The organism is Klebsiella sp. 7-CIP_Kleb., from assembly GCF_050378655.1.
GTDB classification, from domain to species: Bacteria; Pseudomonadota; Gammaproteobacteria; order Enterobacterales; family Enterobacteriaceae; genus Klebsiella; species Klebsiella quasipneumoniae.
This window is the reverse complement of record NZ_JBNRLJ010000005.1, coordinates 274034-295962: the sequence shown is the minus strand read 5'-3', so window position 1 is coordinate 295962 and position 21929 is coordinate 274034. Positions and strand designations below refer to the sequence as shown.

General features: G+C 57.0%; 18 protein-coding genes and 1 pseudogene. 5 read left to right on the top strand and 14 right to left on the bottom strand.

Annotated features, from left to right (window positions below):
* Positions 1–5: 5 nt before the first annotated feature.
* Positions 6–4466, bottom strand: a complete 4461-nt coding sequence (gene gltB, locus ACQUTI_RS18735) for a glutamate synthase large subunit (RefSeq protein WP_017899925.1) — start codon at positions 4464–4466, stop codon at positions 6–8.
* A 673-nt stretch (positions 4467–5139) separates the two neighbouring features.
* Between gltB and ACQUTI_RS18730 the strand changes: the two genes are divergently transcribed.
* Positions 5140–6075, top strand: a complete 936-nt coding sequence (locus ACQUTI_RS18730; RefSeq protein ID WP_114508474.1) for a TIGR01212 family radical SAM protein — start codon at positions 5140–5142, stop codon at positions 6073–6075.
* A gap of 52 nt (positions 6076–6127) precedes the next feature.
* On the opposite strand, the pseudogene ACQUTI_RS18725 reads toward ACQUTI_RS18730, so the two are convergent.
* Both ACQUTI_RS18725 and ACQUTI_RS18720 read right to left on the bottom strand, forming a co-directional pair.
* Positions 6128–7409: pseudogene (locus ACQUTI_RS18725) on the bottom strand (MFS transporter).
* Between the two features lie 76 nt (positions 7410–7485).
* Positions 7486–8502, bottom strand: a complete 1017-nt coding sequence (locus tag ACQUTI_RS18720) for a Zn-dependent oxidoreductase (RefSeq protein ID WP_004206214.1) — start codon at positions 8500–8502, stop codon at positions 7486–7488.
* Between the two features lie 297 nt (positions 8503–8799).
* Here ACQUTI_RS18720 and uxuA point away from each other — a divergent pair, with 297 nt between their 5' ends.
* The 4 genes from uxuA to mtgA all read left to right on the top strand — a co-directional run bounded on the left by uxuA (position 8800) and on the right by mtgA (position 13961).
* Entirely contained in the window at positions 8800–9864 is a 1065-nt protein-coding gene (uxuA, locus tag ACQUTI_RS18715) for a mannonate dehydratase (RefSeq protein WP_025999212.1), read from the top strand.
* 148 nt (positions 9865–10012) lie between these two features.
* Positions 10013–12352 carry an aerobic respiration two-component sensor histidine kinase ArcB gene (arcB, locus tag ACQUTI_RS18710; RefSeq protein ID WP_048325849.1) on the top strand — a complete coding sequence of 780 codons (2340 nt, stop codon included), beginning with the start codon at positions 10013–10015 and terminating at the stop codon, positions 12350–12352.
* A 233-nt stretch (positions 12353–12585) separates the two neighbouring features.
* Positions 12586–13239 (top strand): isoprenoid biosynthesis glyoxalase ElbB, encoded by a 654-nt coding sequence (gene elbB / locus ACQUTI_RS18705; RefSeq protein ID WP_004206211.1) that lies wholly within the window; start codon positions 12586–12588, stop codon positions 13237–13239.
* Positions 13236–13961 (top strand): monofunctional biosynthetic peptidoglycan transglycosylase, encoded by a 726-nt coding sequence (gene mtgA, locus ACQUTI_RS18700; RefSeq protein ID WP_017899919.1) that lies wholly within the window; start codon positions 13236–13238, stop codon positions 13959–13961. Before elbB ends, mtgA begins: the two co-directional genes overlap by 4 nt.
* A gap of 62 nt (positions 13962–14023) precedes the next feature.
* Here the strand turns inward: mtgA and npr are convergent, their stop codons facing one another.
* From npr to ACQUTI_RS18645, 11 genes are all read right to left on the bottom strand, one after another.
* Positions 14024–14296 carry a PTS phosphocarrier protein NPr gene (npr, locus tag ACQUTI_RS18695; RefSeq protein ID WP_002918431.1) on the bottom strand — a complete coding sequence of 91 codons (273 nt, stop codon included), beginning with the start codon at positions 14294–14296 and terminating at the stop codon, positions 14024–14026.
* Positions 14293–15147, bottom strand: a complete 855-nt coding sequence (gene rapZ, locus ACQUTI_RS18690; RefSeq protein WP_004206208.1) for an RNase adapter RapZ — start codon at positions 15145–15147, stop codon at positions 14293–14295. The genes npr and rapZ overlap by 4 nt, the downstream gene beginning before the upstream one ends.
* A gap of 45 nt (positions 15148–15192) precedes the next feature.
* Positions 15193–15681: a PTS IIA-like nitrogen regulatory protein PtsN gene (gene ptsN, locus ACQUTI_RS18685; protein WP_004144926.1), complete on the bottom strand. Its 489-nt coding sequence runs from the start codon at positions 15679–15681 to the stop codon at positions 15193–15195.
* Between the two features lie 70 nt (positions 15682–15751).
* The gene (hpf, locus tag ACQUTI_RS18680) at positions 15752–16039 is read right to left on the bottom strand and encodes a ribosome hibernation promoting factor (RefSeq protein ID WP_004206206.1); all 288 of its coding nucleotides are present in this window, start codon (positions 16037–16039) and stop codon (positions 15752–15754) included.
* 22 nt (positions 16040–16061) lie between these two features.
* Positions 16062–17495: an RNA polymerase factor sigma-54 gene (gene rpoN, locus ACQUTI_RS18675; protein ID WP_004206204.1), complete on the bottom strand. Its 1434-nt coding sequence runs from the start codon at positions 17493–17495 to the stop codon at positions 16062–16064.
* A gap of 47 nt (positions 17496–17542) precedes the next feature.
* Positions 17543–18268 (bottom strand): LPS export ABC transporter ATP-binding protein, encoded by a 726-nt coding sequence (lptB, locus tag ACQUTI_RS18670; protein WP_004206203.1) that lies wholly within the window; start codon positions 18266–18268, stop codon positions 17543–17545.
* A 6-nt stretch (positions 18269–18274) separates the two neighbouring features.
* Entirely contained in the window at positions 18275–18820 is a 546-nt protein-coding gene (gene lptA, locus ACQUTI_RS18665; protein ID WP_002918415.1) for a lipopolysaccharide ABC transporter substrate-binding protein LptA, read from the bottom strand.
* Positions 18789–19364, bottom strand: coding sequence for an LPS export ABC transporter periplasmic protein LptC (lptC, locus tag ACQUTI_RS18660; RefSeq protein WP_004206202.1), 576 nt, complete (start codon positions 19362–19364; stop codon positions 18789–18791). Before lptC ends, lptA begins: the two co-directional genes overlap by 32 nt.
* Complete coding sequence (kdsC, locus tag ACQUTI_RS18655) at positions 19361–19927, bottom strand: 3-deoxy-manno-octulosonate-8-phosphatase KdsC (RefSeq protein WP_023319211.1); 567 nt, start codon at positions 19925–19927, stop codon at positions 19361–19363. The genes lptC and kdsC overlap by 4 nt, the downstream gene beginning before the upstream one ends.
* A gap of 14 nt (positions 19928–19941) precedes the next feature.
* The gene (gene kdsD / locus ACQUTI_RS18650; RefSeq protein ID WP_369707407.1) at positions 19942–20946 is read right to left on the bottom strand and encodes an arabinose-5-phosphate isomerase KdsD; all 1005 of its coding nucleotides are present in this window, start codon (positions 20944–20946) and stop codon (positions 19942–19944) included.
* The gene (locus ACQUTI_RS18645) at positions 20943–21920 is read right to left on the bottom strand and encodes a calcium/sodium antiporter (protein ID WP_004206198.1); all 978 of its coding nucleotides are present in this window, start codon (positions 21918–21920) and stop codon (positions 20943–20945) included. The genes kdsD and ACQUTI_RS18645 overlap by 4 nt, the downstream gene beginning before the upstream one ends.
* Between the last annotated feature and the right edge of the window lie 9 nt (positions 21921–21929).

Genomic DNA, 21929 nt, shown 5'->3' with positions numbered 1-21929 from the left:
ACCCCTTACTGCGCCTGCACCCGCAGCTCAGCTGCGGAACGACTACGGTGACCCAACAGTGCTTTAACATCGCTGGACTTCGGTTTAACCAGCGCAAACTTCGCGGAGAAGGCCGGCCAGTTGGCGAGGATCTCTTCGCCGCGTTGCGAACCGGTAAGCTGTACGTGCTCGGTGATTAAACCGCGCAGGTGCTCTTCATGGATGGCCAGAGAGTCAACGTCCAGCACTTCCACCAGCTCCGGATTCACGCGCTTGCGGAAGTCGCCATCTTCATCCAGGACATAGGCAAAGCCGCCGGTCATCCCTGCGCCAAAGTTGACGCCGGTTTTACCGAGCACGCAGACGATGCCGCCGGTCATATATTCACAGCCGTTGTCGCCGATGCCTTCCACCACGGTAATGGCGCCGGAGTTACGCACCGCGAAACGCTCACCTGCGCGGCCTGCGGCGTACAGACGACCACCGGTCGCGCCGTACAGGCAGGTGTTGCCGATAATGCTGGCTTCGTGACTGCGGAAAGCGGAGCCCACCGGAGGACGAATGGCCAGCAGACCGCCCGCCATGCCTTTGCCGACATAGTCGTTGGCGTCGCCCGTCAGATGCAGTTCCACGCCGCCGGCGTTCCACACGCCGAAGCTCTGGCCCGCGGTGCCGCTAAAGTGAGCGACGATCGGGTCGCCCGCCAGTCCCTGGTCGCCATGGGTCTGGGCGATATACCCGGACAGCGAGGCCCCCACGGAGCGGTCGGTATTGCGGATATCGAACCAGAACGTTTTGCTCTGCTTTTCATCAACGTACGGTTTCGCCTGCTGCAGCAGCTGGGCGTTGAGCACGCCGTTATCGAACGGCGGGTTATTTTCGGTGCAGTACAGCGCTTTGCCAGGATGCGGCTCTGCGGTCTCCAGCAGTTTACCCAGATCCAGTTTCTGCTGCTTGGCGGTGAACCCATCCAGCTCTTTGAGCAGATCGGTGCGGCCAATCAGATCCACCAGTCGCTTGACGCCCAGCTGGGCCATCAGCTCGCGGGTTTCACGGGCGATAAATTCAAAGTAGTTGGTCACTTTGAACGGCAGACCGTGATAGTGGTTCTTACGCAGTTTGTCATCCTGGGTCGCCACGCCGGTCGCGCAGTTGTTCAGGTGACAAATACGCAGGTATTTACAGCCCAGCGCCACCATCGGGCCGGTGCCGAAGCCGAAGCTTTCCGCGCCAAGGATCGCCGCTTTGATGATATCGAGGCCGGTTTTCAGGCCGCCATCCACCTGCAGACGGATCTTGTGACGCAGACCGTTAGCGACCAGCGCCTGCTGGGTTTCCACCAGACCAAGCTCCCACGGACAGCCGGCATATTTCACTGAAGTGAGCGGGCTTGCTCCGGTGCCGCCGTCGTAGCCGGCGATGGTGATCAGATCGGCATAAGCCTTGGCTACGCCGGTGGCGATGGTGCCCACGCCCGGTTCCGAAACCAGCTTGACCGAGATCATCGCTTTCGGGTTGACCTGCTTGAGGTCGAAAATCAGCTGCGCCAGATCCTCGATAGAGTAGATATCGTGGTGCGGCGGCGGGGAGATCAGCGTCACGCCCGGTACCGAATAGCGTAGTTTGGCGATGTACGGGGTGACTTTATCACCCGGCAGCTGACCGCCTTCACCCGGCTTCGCGCCCTGGGCGACTTTGATCTGGATAACGTCGGCATTGACCAGATAGGCTGGGGTGACGCCGAAGCGGCCGGATGCCACCTGCTTGATGCGCGACACTTTGTTGGTGCCGTAGCGCGCCGGGTCTTCACCGCCTTCACCGGAGTTGGAGAAGCCGCCGATGCTGTTCATCGCTTCCGCCAGCGATTCGTGCGCTTCCGGACTCAGGGCGCCGATCGACATCGCTGCGGTATCGAAGCGTTTAAACAGCTCCTTCGCCGGCTCCACGTCGTCGATGCTGATGGCATCTTCGCCCGGGTTGAGCGCCAGCAGATCGCGCAGCGTGGCCGCCGGGCGTTCGTTAACCAGCTTCGCGTATTGTTGATAATCGCTGTACTCACCGCTCTGCACAGCCTGCTGCAGGGTGCGCACCACGTCCGGGTTGTAGGCGTGATATTCGCCGCCGTGAACGTACTTCAGCAGACCGCCCTGAGCCAGCGGCTTGCGCGCCAGCCATGCGCGTTTCGACAGATTCAGCAGATCCTGCTGGAAATCGTCGAAGCCGGCGCCGCCGATGCGGCTGACCACGCCCTGGAAGCAGAGGTCGGAGACATCGCGATGCAGACCGACCGCTTCGAACAGCTTCGAGCAGCGGTAGGAGGCGATGGTCGAGATCCCCATCTTGGACATGATCTTATACAGACCTTTGTTGATACCGTTGCGATAGTTCAGCATCACCGCACGGTACGGTTTATCGATGGCTTTGCTGTCGACCAGCTTCGCCAGCGTTTCATAGGCGAGGTACGGATAGATAGCTGTCGCGCCGAAGCCCAGCAGCACGGCGAAGTGGTGCGGATCGCGGGCGCTGGCGGTTTCAACGATGATGTTGGCATCGCAGCGCAGACTTTTATCGACCAGACGGGTCTGGATCGCGCCAACGGCCATCGGCGCCGGCACCGGCAGGCGGTCTTTGGCGATGTTACGGTCGGAGAGGACCAGCAGCACGGTACCATCGCGTACCATCTGCTCCGCTTTGTCGCACAGGGCCTTCACCGTCTCGCTGAGGGAAGCCTCTGCCGGGTTGAAGGTGATGTCGAGGACGTCGGCACGATAGTGCTCTTCTTCCATCGTCGTCAGCTGTTTGAAATCGGAATACAGCAGGATCGGCGATTTGAAGCTCAGACGATGCGCCTGGCCTTCCGCTTCGCAGAAGACGTTCATTTCGCGACCGATACTGGTGGCCAGCGACATGACGTGCGCTTCACGCAGCGGATCGATAGGCGGGTTCGTCACCTGGGCGAACTGCTGACGGAAGTAATCGTAGATAATGCGCGGCTGGCTGGAAAGGACGGCAAACGGCGTGTCATCGCCCATAGAGCCGACCGCCTCCTGGCCATTTTCGCCGAGCACGCGCAGAACCGAGTCCAGCTCTTCCGCGCTGTAGTTAAACTGTTTCTGGTAGCTGGCCAGCAGATCGTCGTCCAGCTGGCGGCTGCCAACCTCTTCGTCCGGCAGATCTTCAAACGGCACCAGGCGACGAACGTTTTTCTCCATCCACTCTTTATACGGATGGCGGCTCTTCAGATCGTCATCGGTTTCCGCCGAGTGCAGAATGCGTCCGGCACGGGTATCGATAACCATCAGCTCGCCCGGGCCCACGCGGCCTTTTTCAACCACTTCGTCCGGCTGGTAGTCCCAGATGCCGACTTCAGAGGCGCAGGTGATGAGCTTATCTTTGGTAATGACGTAGCGCGCCGGGCGCAGGCCATTACGGTCGAGGTTACAGGCCGCGTAGCGACCGTCGGACATGACGATGCCCGCCGGGCCGTCCCATGGCTCCATATGCATGGAGTTAAAGTCGAAGAACGAACGCAGCTCCGGATCCATATCCGGGTTGTTCTGCCAGGCTGGCGGCACCAGCAGACGCATGGCGCGCACGATGTCCATCCCGCCGGCCAGCAGCAGCTCCAGCATGTTGTCCATTGAACTGGAGTCGGAGCCGGTTTCGTTAACGAACGGCGCAGCGTCGTGCAGGTCCGGGATCAGCGGGGTCTGGAACTTATAGGTACGGGCGCGAGCCCACTGGCGGTTGCCGGTGATGGTGTTGATTTCACCGTTGTGCGCCAGGTAGCGGAACGGCTGTGCCAGCGGCCAGCGTGGTACGGTGTTGGTGGAGAAGCGCTGGTGGAACAGGCAGATAGCCGACTCCAGGCGCAGGTCCGCGAGGTCCAGGTAGAAGCGCGGCAAATCCGCCGGCATACACAGACCTTTATAGATGTTGACCAGGTTGGACAAGCTACAAACGTAGAAATCTTTATCTTCCTGCAGGCGTTTTTCAATGCGACGACGCGCAATAAACAGACGGCGCTCCATATCGCGCGGGCGCCAGCCGGCCGGGGCGTTAACAAAGATTTGCTCAATACGGGGCAGCGAGGAGAGGGCGATTTCACCGAGCACGCCTTCGTTGGTCGGCACATCGCGCCAGCCGACGATCGACAGGGTCTCAAGCTGAAGTTCTTCTTCAACGATGCGGCGCGCCGCTTTCGCCAGTTCAGGATCTTTATTCAGGAACAGCATCCCAACGGCGTAGTTTTTGGCTAAACGCCAGCCGCGCTCTTCGGCAACGATGCGGAAGAAACGATCGGGTTTTTGCAGCAGCAGACCGCAACCGTCGCCGGTTTTACCATCGGCAAGGATTGCGCCACGGTGCTGCATGCGGGCCAGTGCGTGTATCGCGGTTCGCACTACCTTGTGGCTAGGTTCGCCTTCTATGTGGGCGATCAGGCCGAAACCACAGTTATCCCTCTCAAGGGATTTGTCGTACAACATATCAGTGAACCTCCCCAGGCTCTACGGACCCCCTCCGATACCGATTGCGCACAGGCACAGAAAGAGCATGGCGACGGGGTTTGCACCTCGCATTCGCCCTCTTTAAATCCTTTTCGCATCGGTACACAAGTTTGAGGACTTGCTGTTAAGAGGGAATCTCAATTACTGCATAAATATGATGAGCAGAGTGCTCATCCAGAAAGCTTCCAGCGGATTCCCAACTTATCGGGAATCCACACTTACGTCAAATGGCAATCTTATTAATACAAAAATGTGCTATGCAGGTATTAAGCTGTTGTTTTTAAAATAAATAATGCTATTTTTTATGCTTTGGATACGCCTGCAGAGGGTAAGGCTAGTGTGATCTGTCTCACTGTGCGCGCGGCTTTGCATTACCGATCTACGCTGAAATATATTTCATTATTAGCACATTTGACTGCTATAAATGTGTGTGATGGATATTAATACTGTTTTTTACCATAAAGCAGATTAGGGCCGCGCGATGATGAAATATAAGGAAAACTCATTACCCTGTGGGTGAATGAAATTGCAGTAATCATGATTGTTTATGCAATGGGATGATTCGCCGCGCTGACGATTGATCCAGGTCATCGCCGTCGGTGACGAAAAGTGGCAGGCTTGGCCCCCTTTGTTGAGGCCGGTCTATCAGATTATGCAGTTACAGAAATTAGTCAATATGTTTGGTGGGGATCTTCTGCGCCGCTATGGTGAAAAGGTCCATAAGCTAACGCTGCACGGCGGTTTTAGCTGCCCGAACCGCGACGGTACGCTGGGCCGTGGCGGTTGCACATTCTGTAACGTGGCCTCATTTGCGGATGAAGCGCAGCAGCATCGATCCATCGCCGAACAGCTCGCCCATCAGGCGCAGCTTGTTAACCGGGCAAAGCGTTATCTGGCCTACTTTCAGGCCTATACCAGCACCTTTGCTGAAGTGCAGGTGCTCCGCTCGATGTATCGTCAGGCCGTCAGCGAGGCGAATATCGTTGGCCTCTGCGTTGGCACCCGCCCGGACTGCGTGCCGGAGGCGGTTCTCGACCTGCTCAGTGAATACCACCAGCAGGGGTATGAGGTTTGGCTGGAGCTGGGGCTGCAGACCACCCATGATAAGACCCTGCATCGCATTAACCGCGGGCATGATTTCGCCTGTTACCAGCGCACTGCGCGTCTGGCGCGTGAGCGCGGACTGAAGGTATGCGCGCATCTGATCGTCGGCCTGCCCGGGGAGAGCCAGGAGCATGGCCTCGAGACGGTGGAGCGGGTCGTGACCACCGGCGTGGATGGCATAAAGCTGCATCCGCTGCATATTGTGAAAGGCAGCATTATGGCAAAAGCATGGCAGGCCGGTCGTCTCGATGGCATCGAACTGGAGGCGTATACCGTCACCGCCGGGGAGATGATCCGCCATACCCCGCCGGAGGTGATCTACCATCGCATATCGGCCAGCGCCCGTCGGCCGACGCTGCTCGCGCCGCTGTGGTGCGAAAATCGCTGGACCGGAATGGTTGAACTGGATCGTTATCTGAATGAGCAGGGCGCTCAGGGTTCGGCGCTGGGCCGCAGCTGGGTCGCGCCCCAGTCGGCGAAATAGTCTAAGAGGATGCCCGGCGTGATGGCTGCGCCGGGCATGGCTTTCCTGTCAACTAAGCCTGACTGGCTTTCATCGTCACACGCGGCGTTTTGATCACGAACAGCACCAGCAGGGCGCCGAGCGCGGCGATAGTGCCGGCGAGGACAAAGGCGCTGTCGAATTTATCGGTAGACTGTACGATATAGCCGGTGACAATCGGTCCCACGATGCCGGAGACGCTGCCGATAAGGTGGATAAAGCCGCTGGTGCCGCCAACGCGGGATTTATGCACCACGTCCTGGATAATCGCCCAGTAGATCGCTCCGGTGACATAGAGGAAAAAGATGGAGACCGACATCAGCAGAACGGCAGGAACGACGCTGCTGACGGTACCGGCAAGCCCCACACAGATGGCGGCCATCAGCAGACATACCACCAGCACAATTTTGCGTGACAGCAGCAGGCGTCCGGTGAGTTTAAAAATTTTATCGGAAATATAGCCCCCCAGCGCCAGACCGACAAAGCCGACTATCCATGGGATCATGGTGGTGAGGCTCATCTGTTTAATATCGAGATGGTGCTGCTGAACCAGATAGGACGGAAACCAGCTGAGAAAAAAAAAGAATATAGTTGTAGCAAAAGAAGGCAAAGGCCGTCACCAGTATAATAGGTTGTTTGAGATAATAACCCAGCGAGTGGGCGGTTTGATTTTCAGTTGATTCCAGCGCAGACTCCTCTTGCTTCATATTATTAATGAGCATGAGCTCTTCCCGGCTGACATGTTTATGTTTTTCCGGCGAGTTAGCGGCAATAAAAAACCACACTATCATCCACACAATGCCGATGGCGAAAATAATCATAAACGCCGGGCGCCAGCCGAATGCCAGGGCCAGATAACCGACGATGGGGCCGGCAACCGCGCCGCCCAGCGGAGAGCCGGCGCTGAGCAGCCCCACGGCGGTGGCCGCTTGCTTCTTGGGAAACCAGCCGTTGATCATCTTGTTCGCCGACGCGCAAATCGGGCCCTCAGCCATCCCGAAGAGGACTCGCAGCATCAGCATGGAATAAAAGCCGGTGGCAAAGGCAGTTAAGCCGCAAAACAGCGACCACATCCCCACCGCCAGCCCCAGGACCAGCGTTGCGCCAAACTTATCTACGGCCAGACCGCCAATAAAATTAAATACCGCATAGCCGAAGAAAAAACTGCCGAAAATAATACCAAATTGTTCAGCGTTTAGCGCCAGATCCTTTTCAATCATTGGTACCGTAATGGATAACGCCACCCGGTCCAGATAATTAATCATATATACTAAAAATAATAACAGGACGATAATCCAGCGGATATTTTTTCCCATGATGACACCATGATGATTATATTATTGAGCTCTGGCGCGACGGATATCAATATTCACGTCGCCCGTTATTTAGCATTTAACCCAGCTGCAGCAATACCTTGCAGCAAGTTTTCCGATCGTTGGCGAAAATCTCCATCGCCTCTTTTACCTGCTCCAGCGGCATGCAGTGGGTGATTAACGCCTCAGGCTGGATAAGGCCTTTCTCCATCCAGTCGATAACCAGCGGAAAACGCCCGCTGTTTAGCCGGGAGGAGAAAATGGAGATCTCTTTACTGGTGATGCTTTGCTGGGTCAGGGTGGACGGCTCGCCGGAGAAGCCGAGTATGCCGATGCGTGCGGCGGGAGAGGCGAGGAGAATGGCCTCCTGAAGGATCGCCGGATGGCAGGCGGCATCGATGATCAGCGTGGGGGCTATCTGCCGCTGCGCCAGCTGTTCCGCCAGCGGCTGGTGAGTGTTATCCAGCGTCAAATCGGCGCCGTTGTCCCGCGCCATCTGCAGACGTTCGGCAATGCGGTCCACTACGATCACCTGCTTAACGCCATACACCCCTTTCAGCGCCTGGATCGCCGTCAGACCCATCGGACCTGCGCCGTAGATCAGGGCGATATCCTGCGCCGTGGGCTGCAGCTGGGCGGTAATGTTTGCCGCAATGGTAAAAGGCTCAACCATCGTCGCCTGACGATCGCTGATGGCCTCCGGAATGCGCCAGGCGTTTTTCGCCGGCACGCAGGCGTAGTCGCTGAATCCGCCGTCGCGGTGAACCCCGATGACCTGGAGCTGCGCACAGACATTCGGCCGCCCCACCGAGCAGGGATAACAATGGCCGCAGCTGACGACAGGGTCGACCGCGACGCGCTCGCCGATGCGTGCCGAAGAGACCTGCTCGCCGACGGCATCAATGATGCCGAAGAATTCATGGCCGATAACGCGGGGATATTTCGCGAAGGGGTTATGGCCTTGATAGATATGCACATCGGACCCGCAGATCCCGGCAAAGGCGATTTTCACCCGGACTTCGTGGGCGCCCGGAGCGGGAACCGGACGGGATTCGATGTTCAGTTGGCCTGGCTCTTTGACAACGACGCTTCTCATTTCTGTTCCTTCCCTTGTCTGTTTTCTGAACAAATAGCGTTATTTTTATTACCATACAAGTATGCAATTGATCATAACTAGCTCTGGATCACATTTGGCGAAGGTCGTCAGAAAAAGCCCGGGAATGATTAATCTATTGAAATAAATTGAGAAAAATTATGAATGCCGCGAAAGCGACCTTACCGACGAGCCGGTCAGCAGGAATGTGATCGTCATCACGACAGTTAAGGCTCAATCAATTATGATTACTGGTATGGTAGTAGGGTGAAATTAAACTATGTTGAGCAGGTGATGACGATGCAGATGACAATGCGCTGGTTTGGACCAGAGGAAGATAAGGTTTCATTAGAGCATATACGCCAGGTGCCCGGCGTGGAGGGAGTGGTCGGCGCGCTCTATGACGTCGCGGTCGGCGAGGTATGGCCGGAGGATAAAATTGAGCGTCTGGTCAGCCAGGCCCATGCCGCAGGCCTGAAAATGGAGGTGATAGAGAGCGTCAACATCCATGACGACATCAAAATCGGCCTCCCTTCCCGTGACCGCTATATTGCCAACTATCAGCAGACCATTCGCCACCTTGCCCGCTTCGGCGTCAAAGTCATCTGCTATAACTTCATGCCGGTGTTTGACTGGATGAAGACGGATATGAACTACGTCCTGCCGGATGGCTCGTTAACGATGGCTTTTGAGAAGAAAGATATCGATAAGCGGCTGGAAGACGTGGTGAAGGAGGTCCTGGAGAATTCAAACGGCTTCGCGTTGCCGGGCTGGGAGCCGGAACGGCTGGCGGAGGTGCAGACCCTGTTTGCCAAATATAGCGCGGTGGATGACCACAAGCTGCGGGAGAACCTGGTCTATTTTCTGCAGGCGGTGATCCCGGTTTGCGAAGAGGTGGGCGTGAAAATGGCGATCCATCCTGACGATCCGCCGTACTCGATATTTGGCCTGCCGCGGGTGGTGAAAAACCGCGACGATCTGGACTGGATCTGCCGGGCTGTCGATTCACCCGCCAACGGCATTACCCTCTGCACCGGCTCGATTGCCGAAGATCCGGATAACGACGTATACGCTATTCTGGCTGAGTTTACCCGCCGCAAGCGGATCCATTTTGCCCACGTCCGCAATATTAAACTGATGCAGGATAAAGACTTTTACGAGTGCGCCCATCCGTCAGAATACGGCTCCCTGGATATGTACAAGGTGATGCAAGCGTTGCACGATAACGGCTTCGACGGCTATATACGCCCGGATCATGGCCGCTTTATCTGGGGAGAGACCGGACGCCCGGGCTATGGTTTATACGATCGCGCACTCGGGGTGACCTACCTCAAAGGTCTCTGGGAGGCGCTAAGCAAGCGCTAGCCTCCTCCTGACCATGCCTCTTTTTAGCGGCTGGTTCGCCTTGGCGGCCAGCCGTCATATCGGCTCCTTCCCGCATTTTTTGCACAACTTACAGCGCATTGCTCAGAATTGAGTATTATTGTGCGGAGTTGTCGTGAAGGAATCCCCTATGAAGCAAATTCGTATGCTGGCGCAGTATTATGTCGACCTGATGATGAAGCTGGGTCTGGTCCGCTTTTCAATGCTGTTGGCTCTTGCGCTGGTGGTGCTGGCCATCGTGGTACAGATGGCGGTCACCATGGTGCTGCATGGCCAGGTTGAAAGCATCGACGTTATCCGCTCTATCTTCTTCGGTCTGCTCATCACCCCTTGGGCGGTCTACTTTCTCTCGGTGGTGGTGGAGCAACTCGAAGAGTCCCGCCAGCGTCTTTCGCGGCTGGTGGAGAAGCTGGAGGAGATGCGCGAGCGCGATCTGAAGCTGAATGTGCAGCTGAAAGACAATATCGCGCAGTTGAATCAGGAGATTGGCGAACGTGAAAAGGCGGAAGCCGAGCGTGAGACCACCCTTGAGCAGCTGAAGATCGAGATGAAAGAGCGTGAAGAGACGCAGATCCAGCTCGAACAGCAATCCTCCTTTTTGCGCTCTTTCCTCGACGCCTCCCCGGACCTGGTCTTTTACCGCAATGAGGATAAAGAGTTTTCCGGCTGTAACCGGGCGATGGAGCTGCTGACCGGCAAAAGCGAGAAACAGCTGATCCACCTCAAACCACAGGACGTCTATAGCGAAGAAGCAGCGGAAAAGGTGCTGGAAACCGATGAGAAGGTGTTCCGCCACAATGTATCGCTGACCTATGAGCAGTGGCTGGACTATCCCGATGGCCGTAAAGCGTGCTTCGAAATCCGCAAGGTCCCGTACTACGATCGCGTCGGTAAGCGTCGCGGCCTGATGGGCTTCGGGCGCGATATCACCGAACGAAAACGCTATCAGGACGCACTCGAACGCGCCAGCCGGGATAAAACCACCTTCATCTCCACCATCAGCCATGAGCTGCGTACCCCGCTGAACGGGATCGTCGGGCTGAGCCGAATTTTGCTGGATACCGAACTGACCAGCGAGCAGGAAAAATACCTGAAAACCATCCATGTCTCGGCGGTGACGCTGGGGAATATCTTCAATGATATTATCGACATGGATAAAATGGAGCGCCGTAAGGTACAGCTCGATAACCAGCCGGTGGACTTCACCAGCTTCCTTGCCGACCTTGAAAACCTTTCCGGTCTGCAGGCGCAGCAGAAGGGACTGCGCTTTGAGCTGGAGCCGAGCCTGCCGCTGCCGCACAAGGTGATCACCGACGGCACCCGCCTGCGGCAGATCCTGTGGAATCTTATCAGCAACGCCGTGAAATTTACCCCACAGGGCGGTGGGGTGAACGTCCGCGTGCGCTATGACGAAGGCGATATCCTGCACTTCGAAGTGGAAGACTCCGGGATTGGTATTCCTGAAGCGGAACAGGACAAAATATTCGCCATGTATTACCAGGTCAAAGATAGTCACGGCGGCAAACCAGCCACCGGCACCGGGATTGGCCTCGCCGTATCGCGCCGCCTGGCGCGCAATATGGGCGGCGATATCAGCGTCACCAGCCAGCCGGGTAAAGGGGCGACCTTTACGCTCACCGTCCATGCGCCTGCCATTGCGGAAGAAGTGGAAGATACCCTGGCGGAAGACGACATGCCATTACCGGCGCTCAACGTGCTGCTGGTAGAAGATATTGAGCTCAACGTCATCGTGGCGCGCTCGGTGCTGGAAAAGCTGGGTAACAGCGTGGATGTCGCGATGACCGGTAAAGCCGCGCTGGAGATGTTTGAGCCTGGCGAGTACGACCTGGTGCTGCTGGATATCCAGCTGCCGGATATGACGGGTCTGGATATCTCTCGTCAGCTAAAACAGAATTTTGCCGCGGATGAGCTGCCGCCGCTGGTAGCCCTGACCGCCAACGTGCTGAAGAATAAGAAAGAGTATCTTGATGCCGGCATGGACGATGTGCTGAGCAAGCCGCTATCGGTGCCGGCGCTGACGGCCATGATCAAAAAATTCTGGGATGCGCCGGAAGAGGAGGCGCAGGAAGCGCCGGCGGCCGATCTGCATAAAGCCGACGCGGTGCTGGATACCGATATGCTGGAGCAATACATCGAACTGGTGGGACCGAAGCTTATCAACGATGGTCTCGCGGTGTTTGAGAAGATGATGCCGGGCTATATGTCCGTCCTTGAGTCTAATCTCACCGCCCGCGATCAAAAAGGGATCGTCGAAGAGGGGCATAAGATCAAAGGGGCTGCGGGTTCTATTGGCCTGCGCCACATCCAGCAGCTGGGTCAGCAGATCCAGACGCCGGACCTGCCTGCCTGGTCTGATAATGTCGCTGAATGGGTTGAAGAGATGAAATCCGAGTGGCAAAACGACGTGGCGATTCTGAAGGCATGGGTGGCGAAGGCCGGGAAAAAATGACCCCGGACAGACCGGGGTGCGCGAATACTGCGCCAACACCAGGGAACTGGTGGTTGAGCCAGTGTGATTTGAGTGATGTTTTTACGTGGCGCAACCTGAGAAGTGGATTGCTCGCTCATTAAGATAGCAAAGCTTAACTAATTTGTTACATGAATCAGTAAAATATGTGAAGCATAGCGAGTAAATCGACATTTTTGACTGGTTTCAGTGAGTTGCATGGAGGAGCGAAGGCGATGAAAAAAATTGGTGTGGTACTGAGCGGCTGCGGCGTGTACGACGGCAGTGAAATTCATGAGGCAGTGATTACCCTGCTGGCGATCGCGCGCAACGGCGCGCAGGCGGTCTGCTTTGCGCCCGATAAACCGCAGCGCGACGTCATCAACCATCTGACGGGTGAACCGTTGACGGAGCAGCGCAACGTGCTGGTGGAAGCGGCGCGCATCGCCCGCGGCGACATCCTGCCGCTGGCGCAAGCGCGTGAGGAGACGCTGGACGCGCTGATCGTCCCCGGCGGCTTCGGCGCGGCGAAAAACTTAAGCAGCTTCGCTGCCGAGGGCAGCAAATGCGAGGTGGACCACGATCTGCGGGCCCTGGCGCTGGCGATGCATCAGGCCGGCAAGCCGCTGGGCTTTATGTGCATCGCTCCGGCGCTGCTGCCGAAGATCTTTGCGTTTCCGCTGCGGATGACTATCGGGACCGATCTCGACACTGCCGATGTGGTGGAGGAGATGGGGGCGGAGCATGTGCCTTGCCCGGTCGACGACATCGTGGTGGATGAAGAGAATAAAGTGGTCACCACCCCGGCGTATATGCTGGCGGAGAATATTGTGCAAGCCGCCACTGGGATCGAAAAACTGGTCGCCCGCGTGCTGGCGCTGAGCGCATGAAGCTCCGCATTGCGCCCTTCGCGCTGCTCAAACGACTGGCGCTGCGTCTGCTGCTGATCGCCGCCGTCTTCTGGGGCGGGGGGATCGCGCTGTTTAGCGTGCTGCCGGTGCCCTTTTCGGCAGTCATGCTTGAGCGGCAGATAAGCGCCTGGCTGTCCGGCGATGTCCACTATCTGGCGCACTCCGACTGGGTCGCCATGGATAAGATCTCCCCGTGGATGGGGCTGGCGGTGATTGCCGCCGAAGATCAGAAGTTCCCAGAACACTGGGGGTTTGACGTCTCGGCAATCGAAAAGGCGCTGGCGCACAATGAGCGTCACGATACCCGCATCCGCGGCGCGTCAACGCTGTCGCAGCAGACGGCGAAAAACCTGTTTTTGTGGGATGGTCGTAGCTGGCTGCGCAAGGGGCTGGAGGCCGGATTGACCGTCGGCATGGAAACCGTGTGGAGTAAAAAGCGGATCCTGACCGTCTACCTGAATATTGCCGAATTTGGCGAGGGGATTTTTGGTGTGGAAGCGGCCGCCCAGCGCTATTTTCATAAGCCCGCCAGCCAGTTGACGCCGGGGGAAGCGGCTCTGCTGGCCGCGGTGCTGCCAAACCCGATCCGCTATCGCGCCGACGCGCCTTCGGGCTATGTGCGCAACCGCCAGGCCTGGATCTTACGCCAGATGCGACAGCTGGGTGGGGAAGGGTTCATGCGTGAGCATAAGCTCTATTAGCGGGTAAATCCGGCGCCGGGGCTGGTACCGTCGCCAGTCTCCGTCGCCGGGAAGCGTCACCTTTAGTCTTCGTCAAACCCGGCATTAAACAGGGCAATCACCGCGGCGAGGGCTTCCACTTCCTGCGGACCGCTGGCCTCCACCTCTATCTGCCGTCCTTTCGCCGAGTCCAGCATCAGCAGGGCAATGACGCTGTTGGCTTCCGCCTCCGTGCCTTCATCGTTGCGCAGCAACACCTCGGCATCGAAATTCTGCATCAGTTCGAACAGCTTCATCGCCGGGCGGGCGTGCATGCCCAGCTTATTGGTGATTTCAACGGTCTGCTTTACGGTCATGATTTACGTTTTTCCAGCGTCCGATGACGAGACTGCACGTTTTTGCCGCGCGAGCGGAAGTAGTCAGCCAGTTGTTCAGCAATATAAACCGAACGATGTTTACCGCCGGTGCAGCCAATGGCCACCGTCAGATAGCTGCGATTGTTGGTCTCCAGCATCGGTAACCATAGCTCAAGATAGCTCCGGGTCTGGTAAATAAAGTTGTGCACTTCGGTGTGCCGATCGAGGAAGGCGGCCACCGGCTTATCCAGACCGGTCATGGGACGCAGCTTCGGATCCCAGTGCGGGTTTGGCAGAAAGCGCACGTCAAAGACGTAATCGGCATCGATCGGGATACCGTGCTTAAAGCCGAAGGATTCGAAGACCATGGTCAGTTCGCGTTCTCGTTTACCCAGCAGCCGGGTGCGCAACATTTCCGCCAGCTCGTGAACCGACATCTCCGAGGTATCGACAATCAGATCGGCCCGCGAGCGCAGGGGCTCCAGCAGATCGCTCTCTTCATCGATGGCGCTTTCCAGCGACAAATTCTTGCTCGACAGCGGATGCAGGCGACGGGTGTCGCTGTATCGACGGATCAGCGTGTTGCGATCGGCATCGAGAAACAGCAGCTGCGGCGAAAAGCACTCCGGCAGGTTTTTCATCGCCTGCTCGAAGATCTCCGGTGATTCCGGCATGTTCCGCACGTCGATGCTGACGGCCGCCGAAATATTGCGGTCAGCCAGCGACCGTGCCAGATCGGGCAGCAGCACGACCGGCAGGTTATCCACGCAGTAAAAGCCCATATCTTCCAGCGCTCGCAGAGCGACGGATTTACCCGAGCCCGAGCGGCCGCTGACGATCATCAGTACCATGTACCGTTTCTCCTCAGTACGATAAAGGATAAGGTGCGACTGCCGTTATGCGTCATCGCTGCTTCCTGCTTCGGTGATGATCTCATACAACTCTTCATCGCTCTGCGCCGCGCGCAGGCGACGACAAATCGCTTTGTCGGCCAGCCGTTTGGCCACCAGGGAGAGCGTATGCAGGTGGGTTTTTGTCTGATCGGCCGGCACCAGCAGCGCGAACAGCAGGTCGACAGGCTGATTGTCGATCGCGTCGAAGGCGATGGGGGTTTCCAGCTGGACAAAAACGCCGACAGCACGCAGCGTATCCTCTTCCAGTTTTCCGTGGGGAATGGCGATACCATTGCCAATCCCGGTACTGCCCATTTTTTCGCGGGTGAGGATCGCTTCGAACACCACCTGCGGCGGCAAACTTAACTGTTTGGCGGCCAGTTCGCTAATGATTTCCAGAGCACGCTTCTTGCTCTGGCAGTGAACCTGGCTACGGGTACATTCCTGGTTCAGGACGTTGCTCAGTTGTAGAGCCGAATCGTTGTTCATCATAATTTCACCTGAGCGCCCCCGCGCCCGTCGCCGATGTTACCTGGCGGCTGACGCAGGGGGGCCCGGACAATTAGTGTTGTTTTAGTTTATCTTTATGCTTCGTTAACTGCCTTGCCAGCTTGTCGATAAGACCATCGACAGCTGCATACATATCCTGCCCTTCCGCACTGGCATGGATTTCGCCACCGTTGACATGCAGATTCGCGTCCGCAATTTGCGTCACTTTCTCTACTTTTAACACAATATAGACCTGATTGATCCGGTCGAAAAATTGTTCCAGCTTGCTGAACTTCGCCGTGACGAAGTCGCGCATCGCGGGAGTGATCTCGACGTTGTGTCCTGTAATGTTGAGCTGCATAGTGTCTTCCTTATCGGTTGTGTCAGACCAGTTGTTTACGCTGGTTTGACGGCGGGATGGATAAAGACTCTCTGTACTTCGCGACAGTGCGGCGCGCGACCATGATACCCTGCTCGGACAGCATGGAGGTGAGCTTACTGTCGCTCAACGGCTTCGCGGGATTTTCCGCGGCGATGAGTTTCTTCACCAGCGCGCGAATCGCCGTCGACGAGGCTTCGCCGCCGCCTTCGGTATTGACATGGCTGGAGAAGAAATACTTCAGTTCAAAAATACCGCGCGGACTGTGCAGATATTTTTGCGTGGTGACACGGGAAATCGTCGATTCATGCATCTCGACGGCCTGGGCGATATCGGCCAGCACCATCGGCTTCATATACTCTTCACCCTGTTCGAAAAAAGCCTGCTGTTGTTCTACGATGCAGCGGCTCACGCGCAGCAGGGTATCGTTGCGGCTTTCCAGACTTTTAATCAGCCAGCGGGCTTCCTGCAGATTGCTGCGAATGAACTGGCCGTCGGCGTCATTGCGGGCGCTGTTGCCCATTGCCGCATACTGCTGATTAATTTTCAGCCGTGGAATGCTGTCGGCGTTGAGCTCCACGGTCCAGCGGCCGCTGACCTTGCGCACCAGCACGTCGGGAATGACATATTCCGGTTCGCTGGTTTGAATGGACTGGCCTGGACGGGGATCCAGGGACTGGATCAGGTTCACCGCCTCTTTCAGCACCTCTTCTTTTAGCCGGGTCACCCGCATCAGGGTGCGGAAATCATGGTTGGCCAGAAGATCGAGATGATCGCTGATAATCAGCCGGGCCTCTTCCAGCCACGGCGTCTCTTTGGCGAATTGCGAGAGCTGGATCAGCAGACAGTCGCGCAGATCTTTCGCCGCGACGCCAACCGGATCAAAACGCTGGATGCGCTTCAGGACGGCTTCCACTTCTTCGAGGCCGATCTCCTCATCGCCGATGCTGTCGACGATATCTTCAATCTGAACGGTGAGGTAGCCCGTATCGTCGACGGCGTCGACAATGGAGGTGGCGATGGCGCGGTCGGTATCGGTGAAGGGCGTCAGCTCGACCTGCCACATCAGGTAATCCTGCAGCGTCTGGGTGGTCTCGCCTTGATAAACGGGGAGTTCGTCGTCCTGGTAATCCACGCCGTTGCCTGACGGCGTACCGGCGGTATAGATTTCATCCCAGCTGGCATCGAGAGGAAGCTCGTCGGGCATCTCTTTTTGCTCAAGTGCGTCGACGGTATCGAGAGACTCGCGGTCCTCCACCTCTTTCGCCTCTACCTCGTCGTGAAGATCGGTTTGCTCAAGCAACGGGTTACTTTCCAGCGCTTGCTGGAGCTCTTGCTGGAGTTCTAACGTGGACAACTGCAGCAAACGAATCGCCTGCTGCAGCTGCGGCGTCATGGCAAGCTGTTGGCTAAGCCTTAATTGCAAACCTTGCTTCATGTTCAGGGTAAATATCTCCGGCTAAAACGTCTGTAACCTCTACCCTATCAGAGTCTGAAGTCTTCCCCAAGATACACGCGCTTAACCTGCTCATCTTCGAGGATCTGCTGCGGTGTACCATGAGCGATAAGGTGTCCCTGACTGACAATATACGCGCGTTCGCAGACCGCGAGAGTCTCTCTGACGTTATGGTCGGTAATCAGTACGCCGAGGCCGCTGTCGCGCAAATGCTCAATGATGCGTTTGATGTCGATAACCGAGATCGGATCCACGCCGGCAAAGGGTTCATCCAGAAGTATAAATTTCGGGTTGGCCGCCAGCGCGCGGGCGATTTCGACGCGGCGGCGTTCACCACCGGAGAGCGCCTGACCGAGGCTGTCGCGCAGGTGCTCAATATGAAACTCTTCCATCAGCTCTTTGGCGCGATCTTCCCGCTGCTCGCTGCTCAAATCGTCACGAATCTGCAGGACCGCCATCAGGTTGTCATAAACGCTCAGGCGACGGAAAATCGAGGCTTCCTGCGGCAGATAGCCGATCCCCCGGCGCGCGCGCGCGTGCAGCGGCAGCAGGCTGATGTCTTCGTCATCAATGATAATATTGCCCGCGTCGCGCGGCACAATCCCGACCACCATGTAGAAGGTGGTGGTTTTACCGGCGCCGTTGGGGCCAAGCAAGCCGACAATCTCCCCCGAGTTAACGGTGAGACTGACATCTTCCACCACGCGGCGGCCTTTATACGCTTTAGCGAGATTCTTCGCAGTTAAGGTTGCCATAACGGATTAGTTACTCTTCTTTTGCTGGTTGCCGCTTTTGTCCTGCAGCTCGGACGGCACCAGAACGGTGGTGACGCGTCGACCTTTGTCGCTGAAGGCCTGCATTTTTTGCTCTTTCACCAGATAGGTGATCTTGTCGCCCTTGATGTTGCTGTCGAGCTGTTCAAGGTACGCGTTGCCGGTCAGCACGACGTAATCGTTCTGCAGCTCATAGCGCATTTTCGACGCCCGGCCTTTTACCGGTTTGCCGTTATCCTGCATCTGGTAGAAGGTGGCCGGGTTACCGAAACCTTCGATCACCTCTTTGCCTTTTTCATTGCCCGGACGGGTGACCACCACTTTATCAGCGTTAATTTTGATCGTCCCCTGAGTCACGACCACGTTACCGGTGAAGGTGACGACATTGCCCTGCATATCCAGCGACTGCTGATCGGATTCGATATGGATCGGCTGATCGGTATCGCCCGTCTTGGCGAGGGCCGGCAGGCTGGCGGCCAGTAACGCGCCGGCGAGCGCAATCTTAAGGCTGAGTTTGTTTGTTCTGAATTTCATAAGAGGTTCTCACCTTTTCAATCAGCTCGGCATTTTTGCTGCGAAGGTTTCCACGCATTTTCAGGCCGCTGGAATTAAATGTGGTGCCGTATAACGTCACCATGTCATCAGAGGTAACGTCCTGCGTTACCAGATTTATCTGGGCGTTATCCGTCGTAATTTTGCGCAGTTGAGAGTCAGGCGCGAGCGCATTCACCTCAACGTGCCCGTAAAGATAGAGCATCCGGTCATTTGTCAGCTTCGCTTTATCTGCTCTGACTGACCAGGTCGGCACCTTATTGGTATCAAAGGTGGTCATCACTGGTTTGGTAAACCAGGAGACCTCCTGATCGGAAAAATACTCCACATGCTCGGCAATCAGCCGATAGCTCAGGGCGCCTTCCGGACTGTACACCACGGTGTCAGTGTGTTCGCTTTTATACGTCGGGTCGTTGGGATTGACCTCCTGCTGGGCCGTGTCGTCCGTATTCGCCAAATTCAGGCCGATGAGGATCAGCGCGAGCAGCGACAGTAAAATGATAACCCAACGTCTGGTTTTACTCATATTGATTGCCCTTTGGCCTCATCCAGCTTGCCCTGCGCCAATAGTAACAAATCGCAGACTTCGCGTACCGCGCCGCGTCCGCCATTAATCCGGGTGATGTAATCGGCGCGCGGCAGCAGCAGCGGATGCGCATCCGCGACGGCGACGCTAAGCCCCACTTCGGCCATCACCGGCCAGTCAATCAGATCGTCGCCGATGTAGGCGACTTCCTCTGGCCGCACGCCCAGTTTGTCAGTGAGATCGCGGAACGCCAGCAGCTTGTCCGACTGCCCCTGATACAAATGCGTGATGCCCAGCGTCTGACAGCGATCTTCTACCAGTTTAGCTTTTCGTCCGGTAATAATCGCCACTTCAATGCCAGAGGTCAGCGCGCAGCGGATACCATAGCCATCGCGGACGTTGAACGCTTTCAGCTCCTCGCCGTGATTACCCATATAGATAAGCCCGTCGGATAATACACCGTCGACATCAAGGATCAGTAAACGGATCTTAGCCGCGCGATCGAGAAACGTCTGGCTTACCGGCCCATAGCAGGTCGCTAACTGAGCATCAGCATTATTCATTATTTTTTCCTTACTTACACTACGCCCGCGCGCAGGAGATCGTGCATATGTACCACACCCAGCAGATGGTCGCCATCGGCAACCAGCACGCAGGTGATATGACGGGATTGCATCAGGTTTAGCGCATCCACCGCCAGGGTGCCGGGACGGATACGGATCCCTCCCCGGGTCATGACGTCGGCAATGCTGGCATCGCGCATATCAATGCCGGTGTCGAAGACCCGCCGCAGGTCACCGTCGGTAAAGATACCGATGATGTTCATGTCGTCATCGCAGATAGCGGTCATACCTAAATTTTTACGGGTGATTTCCAGCAGCGCATCGCGCAGGGTGGCCTGCAGGCCGACGTGCGGGATCTCATCACCGGTATGCATAATATCATTGACGCGCAGCAACAGCTTACGACCGAGTGCGCCACCCGGATGCGAGAGGGCGAAATCCTCAGCGGTAAAGCCGCGGGCTTCCAGCAGGGCGACGGCGAGGGCATCGCCCATCACCAGCGCGGCGGTGGTGCTGGAGGTGGGCGCCAGCCCTAACGGACAGGCCTCCTTCGGCACTTTCACGCACAGATGGATATCCGCCGCGCGCGCCATGCTGCTTTCAGGCCGGCTGGTGATGCAGATAAGCTTCACCTGCTGACGTTTCAGTACCGGGATCAGCGCGAGGATTTCGTTCGATTCGCCGGAGTTCGACAACGCAATCACCACGTCCTGCGGCGTAACCATGCCCAAATCGCCGTGCGCGGCTTCGCCTGGGTGGACAAAAAATGCCGACGTGCCGGTACTGGCGAAGGTTGCCGCCATTTTGCGGCCGATATGGCCGGATTTGCCCATCCCCATCACCACGACCTTCCCGCCGCAGCGGAAAATCGTTTCGCAGGCGCGGGTGAAATCGTCATTTATATACTGATCGAGCTGGGCCAGACCTTCACGTTCAATTTCCAGCACCTGACGGCCTGCCTGTTGAAAGTCAAAATCCGTGGGCAAATCTATTTGCGACATGATGTTATCCCGAGTCATTCAACGAAGAGCGGCGCTGTCCAGAACAGCATCGCCAACCAAACCACAAAACCGCCGACCAGCAGCGCGCCAACCAGTCGTCCCGGCTGCTGCTGGCGGCGCCAGCACAGCACGGCGAAGATCAGGCTGACCAGCAACATCACGCCATAGTCGCGGGTAAAGGCTTCCGCCGCAAAGGCTCCCGGCGCGATCAGCGCCGGCAAACCCAGCACCAGCGCAATATTGAGGATATTTGCGCCGATGATATTGCCGATGGCAATGTCATCTTCCCCTTTGCGCGCCCCGGCGATGGCGGTGGCCAGCTCCGGCAGGCTGGTGCCTATCGCCACTACCGTCAGGCCGACGGTCAGTTCACTGATGGCAAAATAGTTTGCCAGCACCGTACTGTTATCTACCACCATGCGGGTGGCCATCGGCATGACGATCATCGCCACCCCTAACCACAGCAGAGCGACCGGCAGCGACCCTTCACGCGGCAGTTCGGCCAGCTGTTCGCGGGTCAGGCTATCGCTTCCCTGGCGTTCCGCCAGACGGGCGATTTTGATGGTGAACAGCAGCCATAGCAGCGCCAGCGCCAGTAAAAACAGGCCGTCGAGACGGGACAGTTGACCATCATAGAGCACCAGCCCTGCCAGTACGCTGACCAGCAACATTAGCGGTAATTCGCGGCGCAGAATATCAGAATGCACGGTAAATGGCCTGAGTAAGGCAGCCAGACCGAGGATCAGGAGAATATTAGTAATGTTGGAGCCGAGCGCGGTGCCCACCGCCAGATCGGTCTGTCCATGCAGCGAGGCCGCGGTGGAAACCATGATCTCTGGCAGGCAAGTGCCAATACTCACCACCGTCATACCGATGATCAGCGGCGGGATCCCCAACATGCGACAGAGGATGGAGGCGGCATAGACCAGACGATCGGCACTGTAGACAACCAGCAATAAACCAATAATTAACAGAGCCGTCGCTAAGAGCATCTAAAGTCC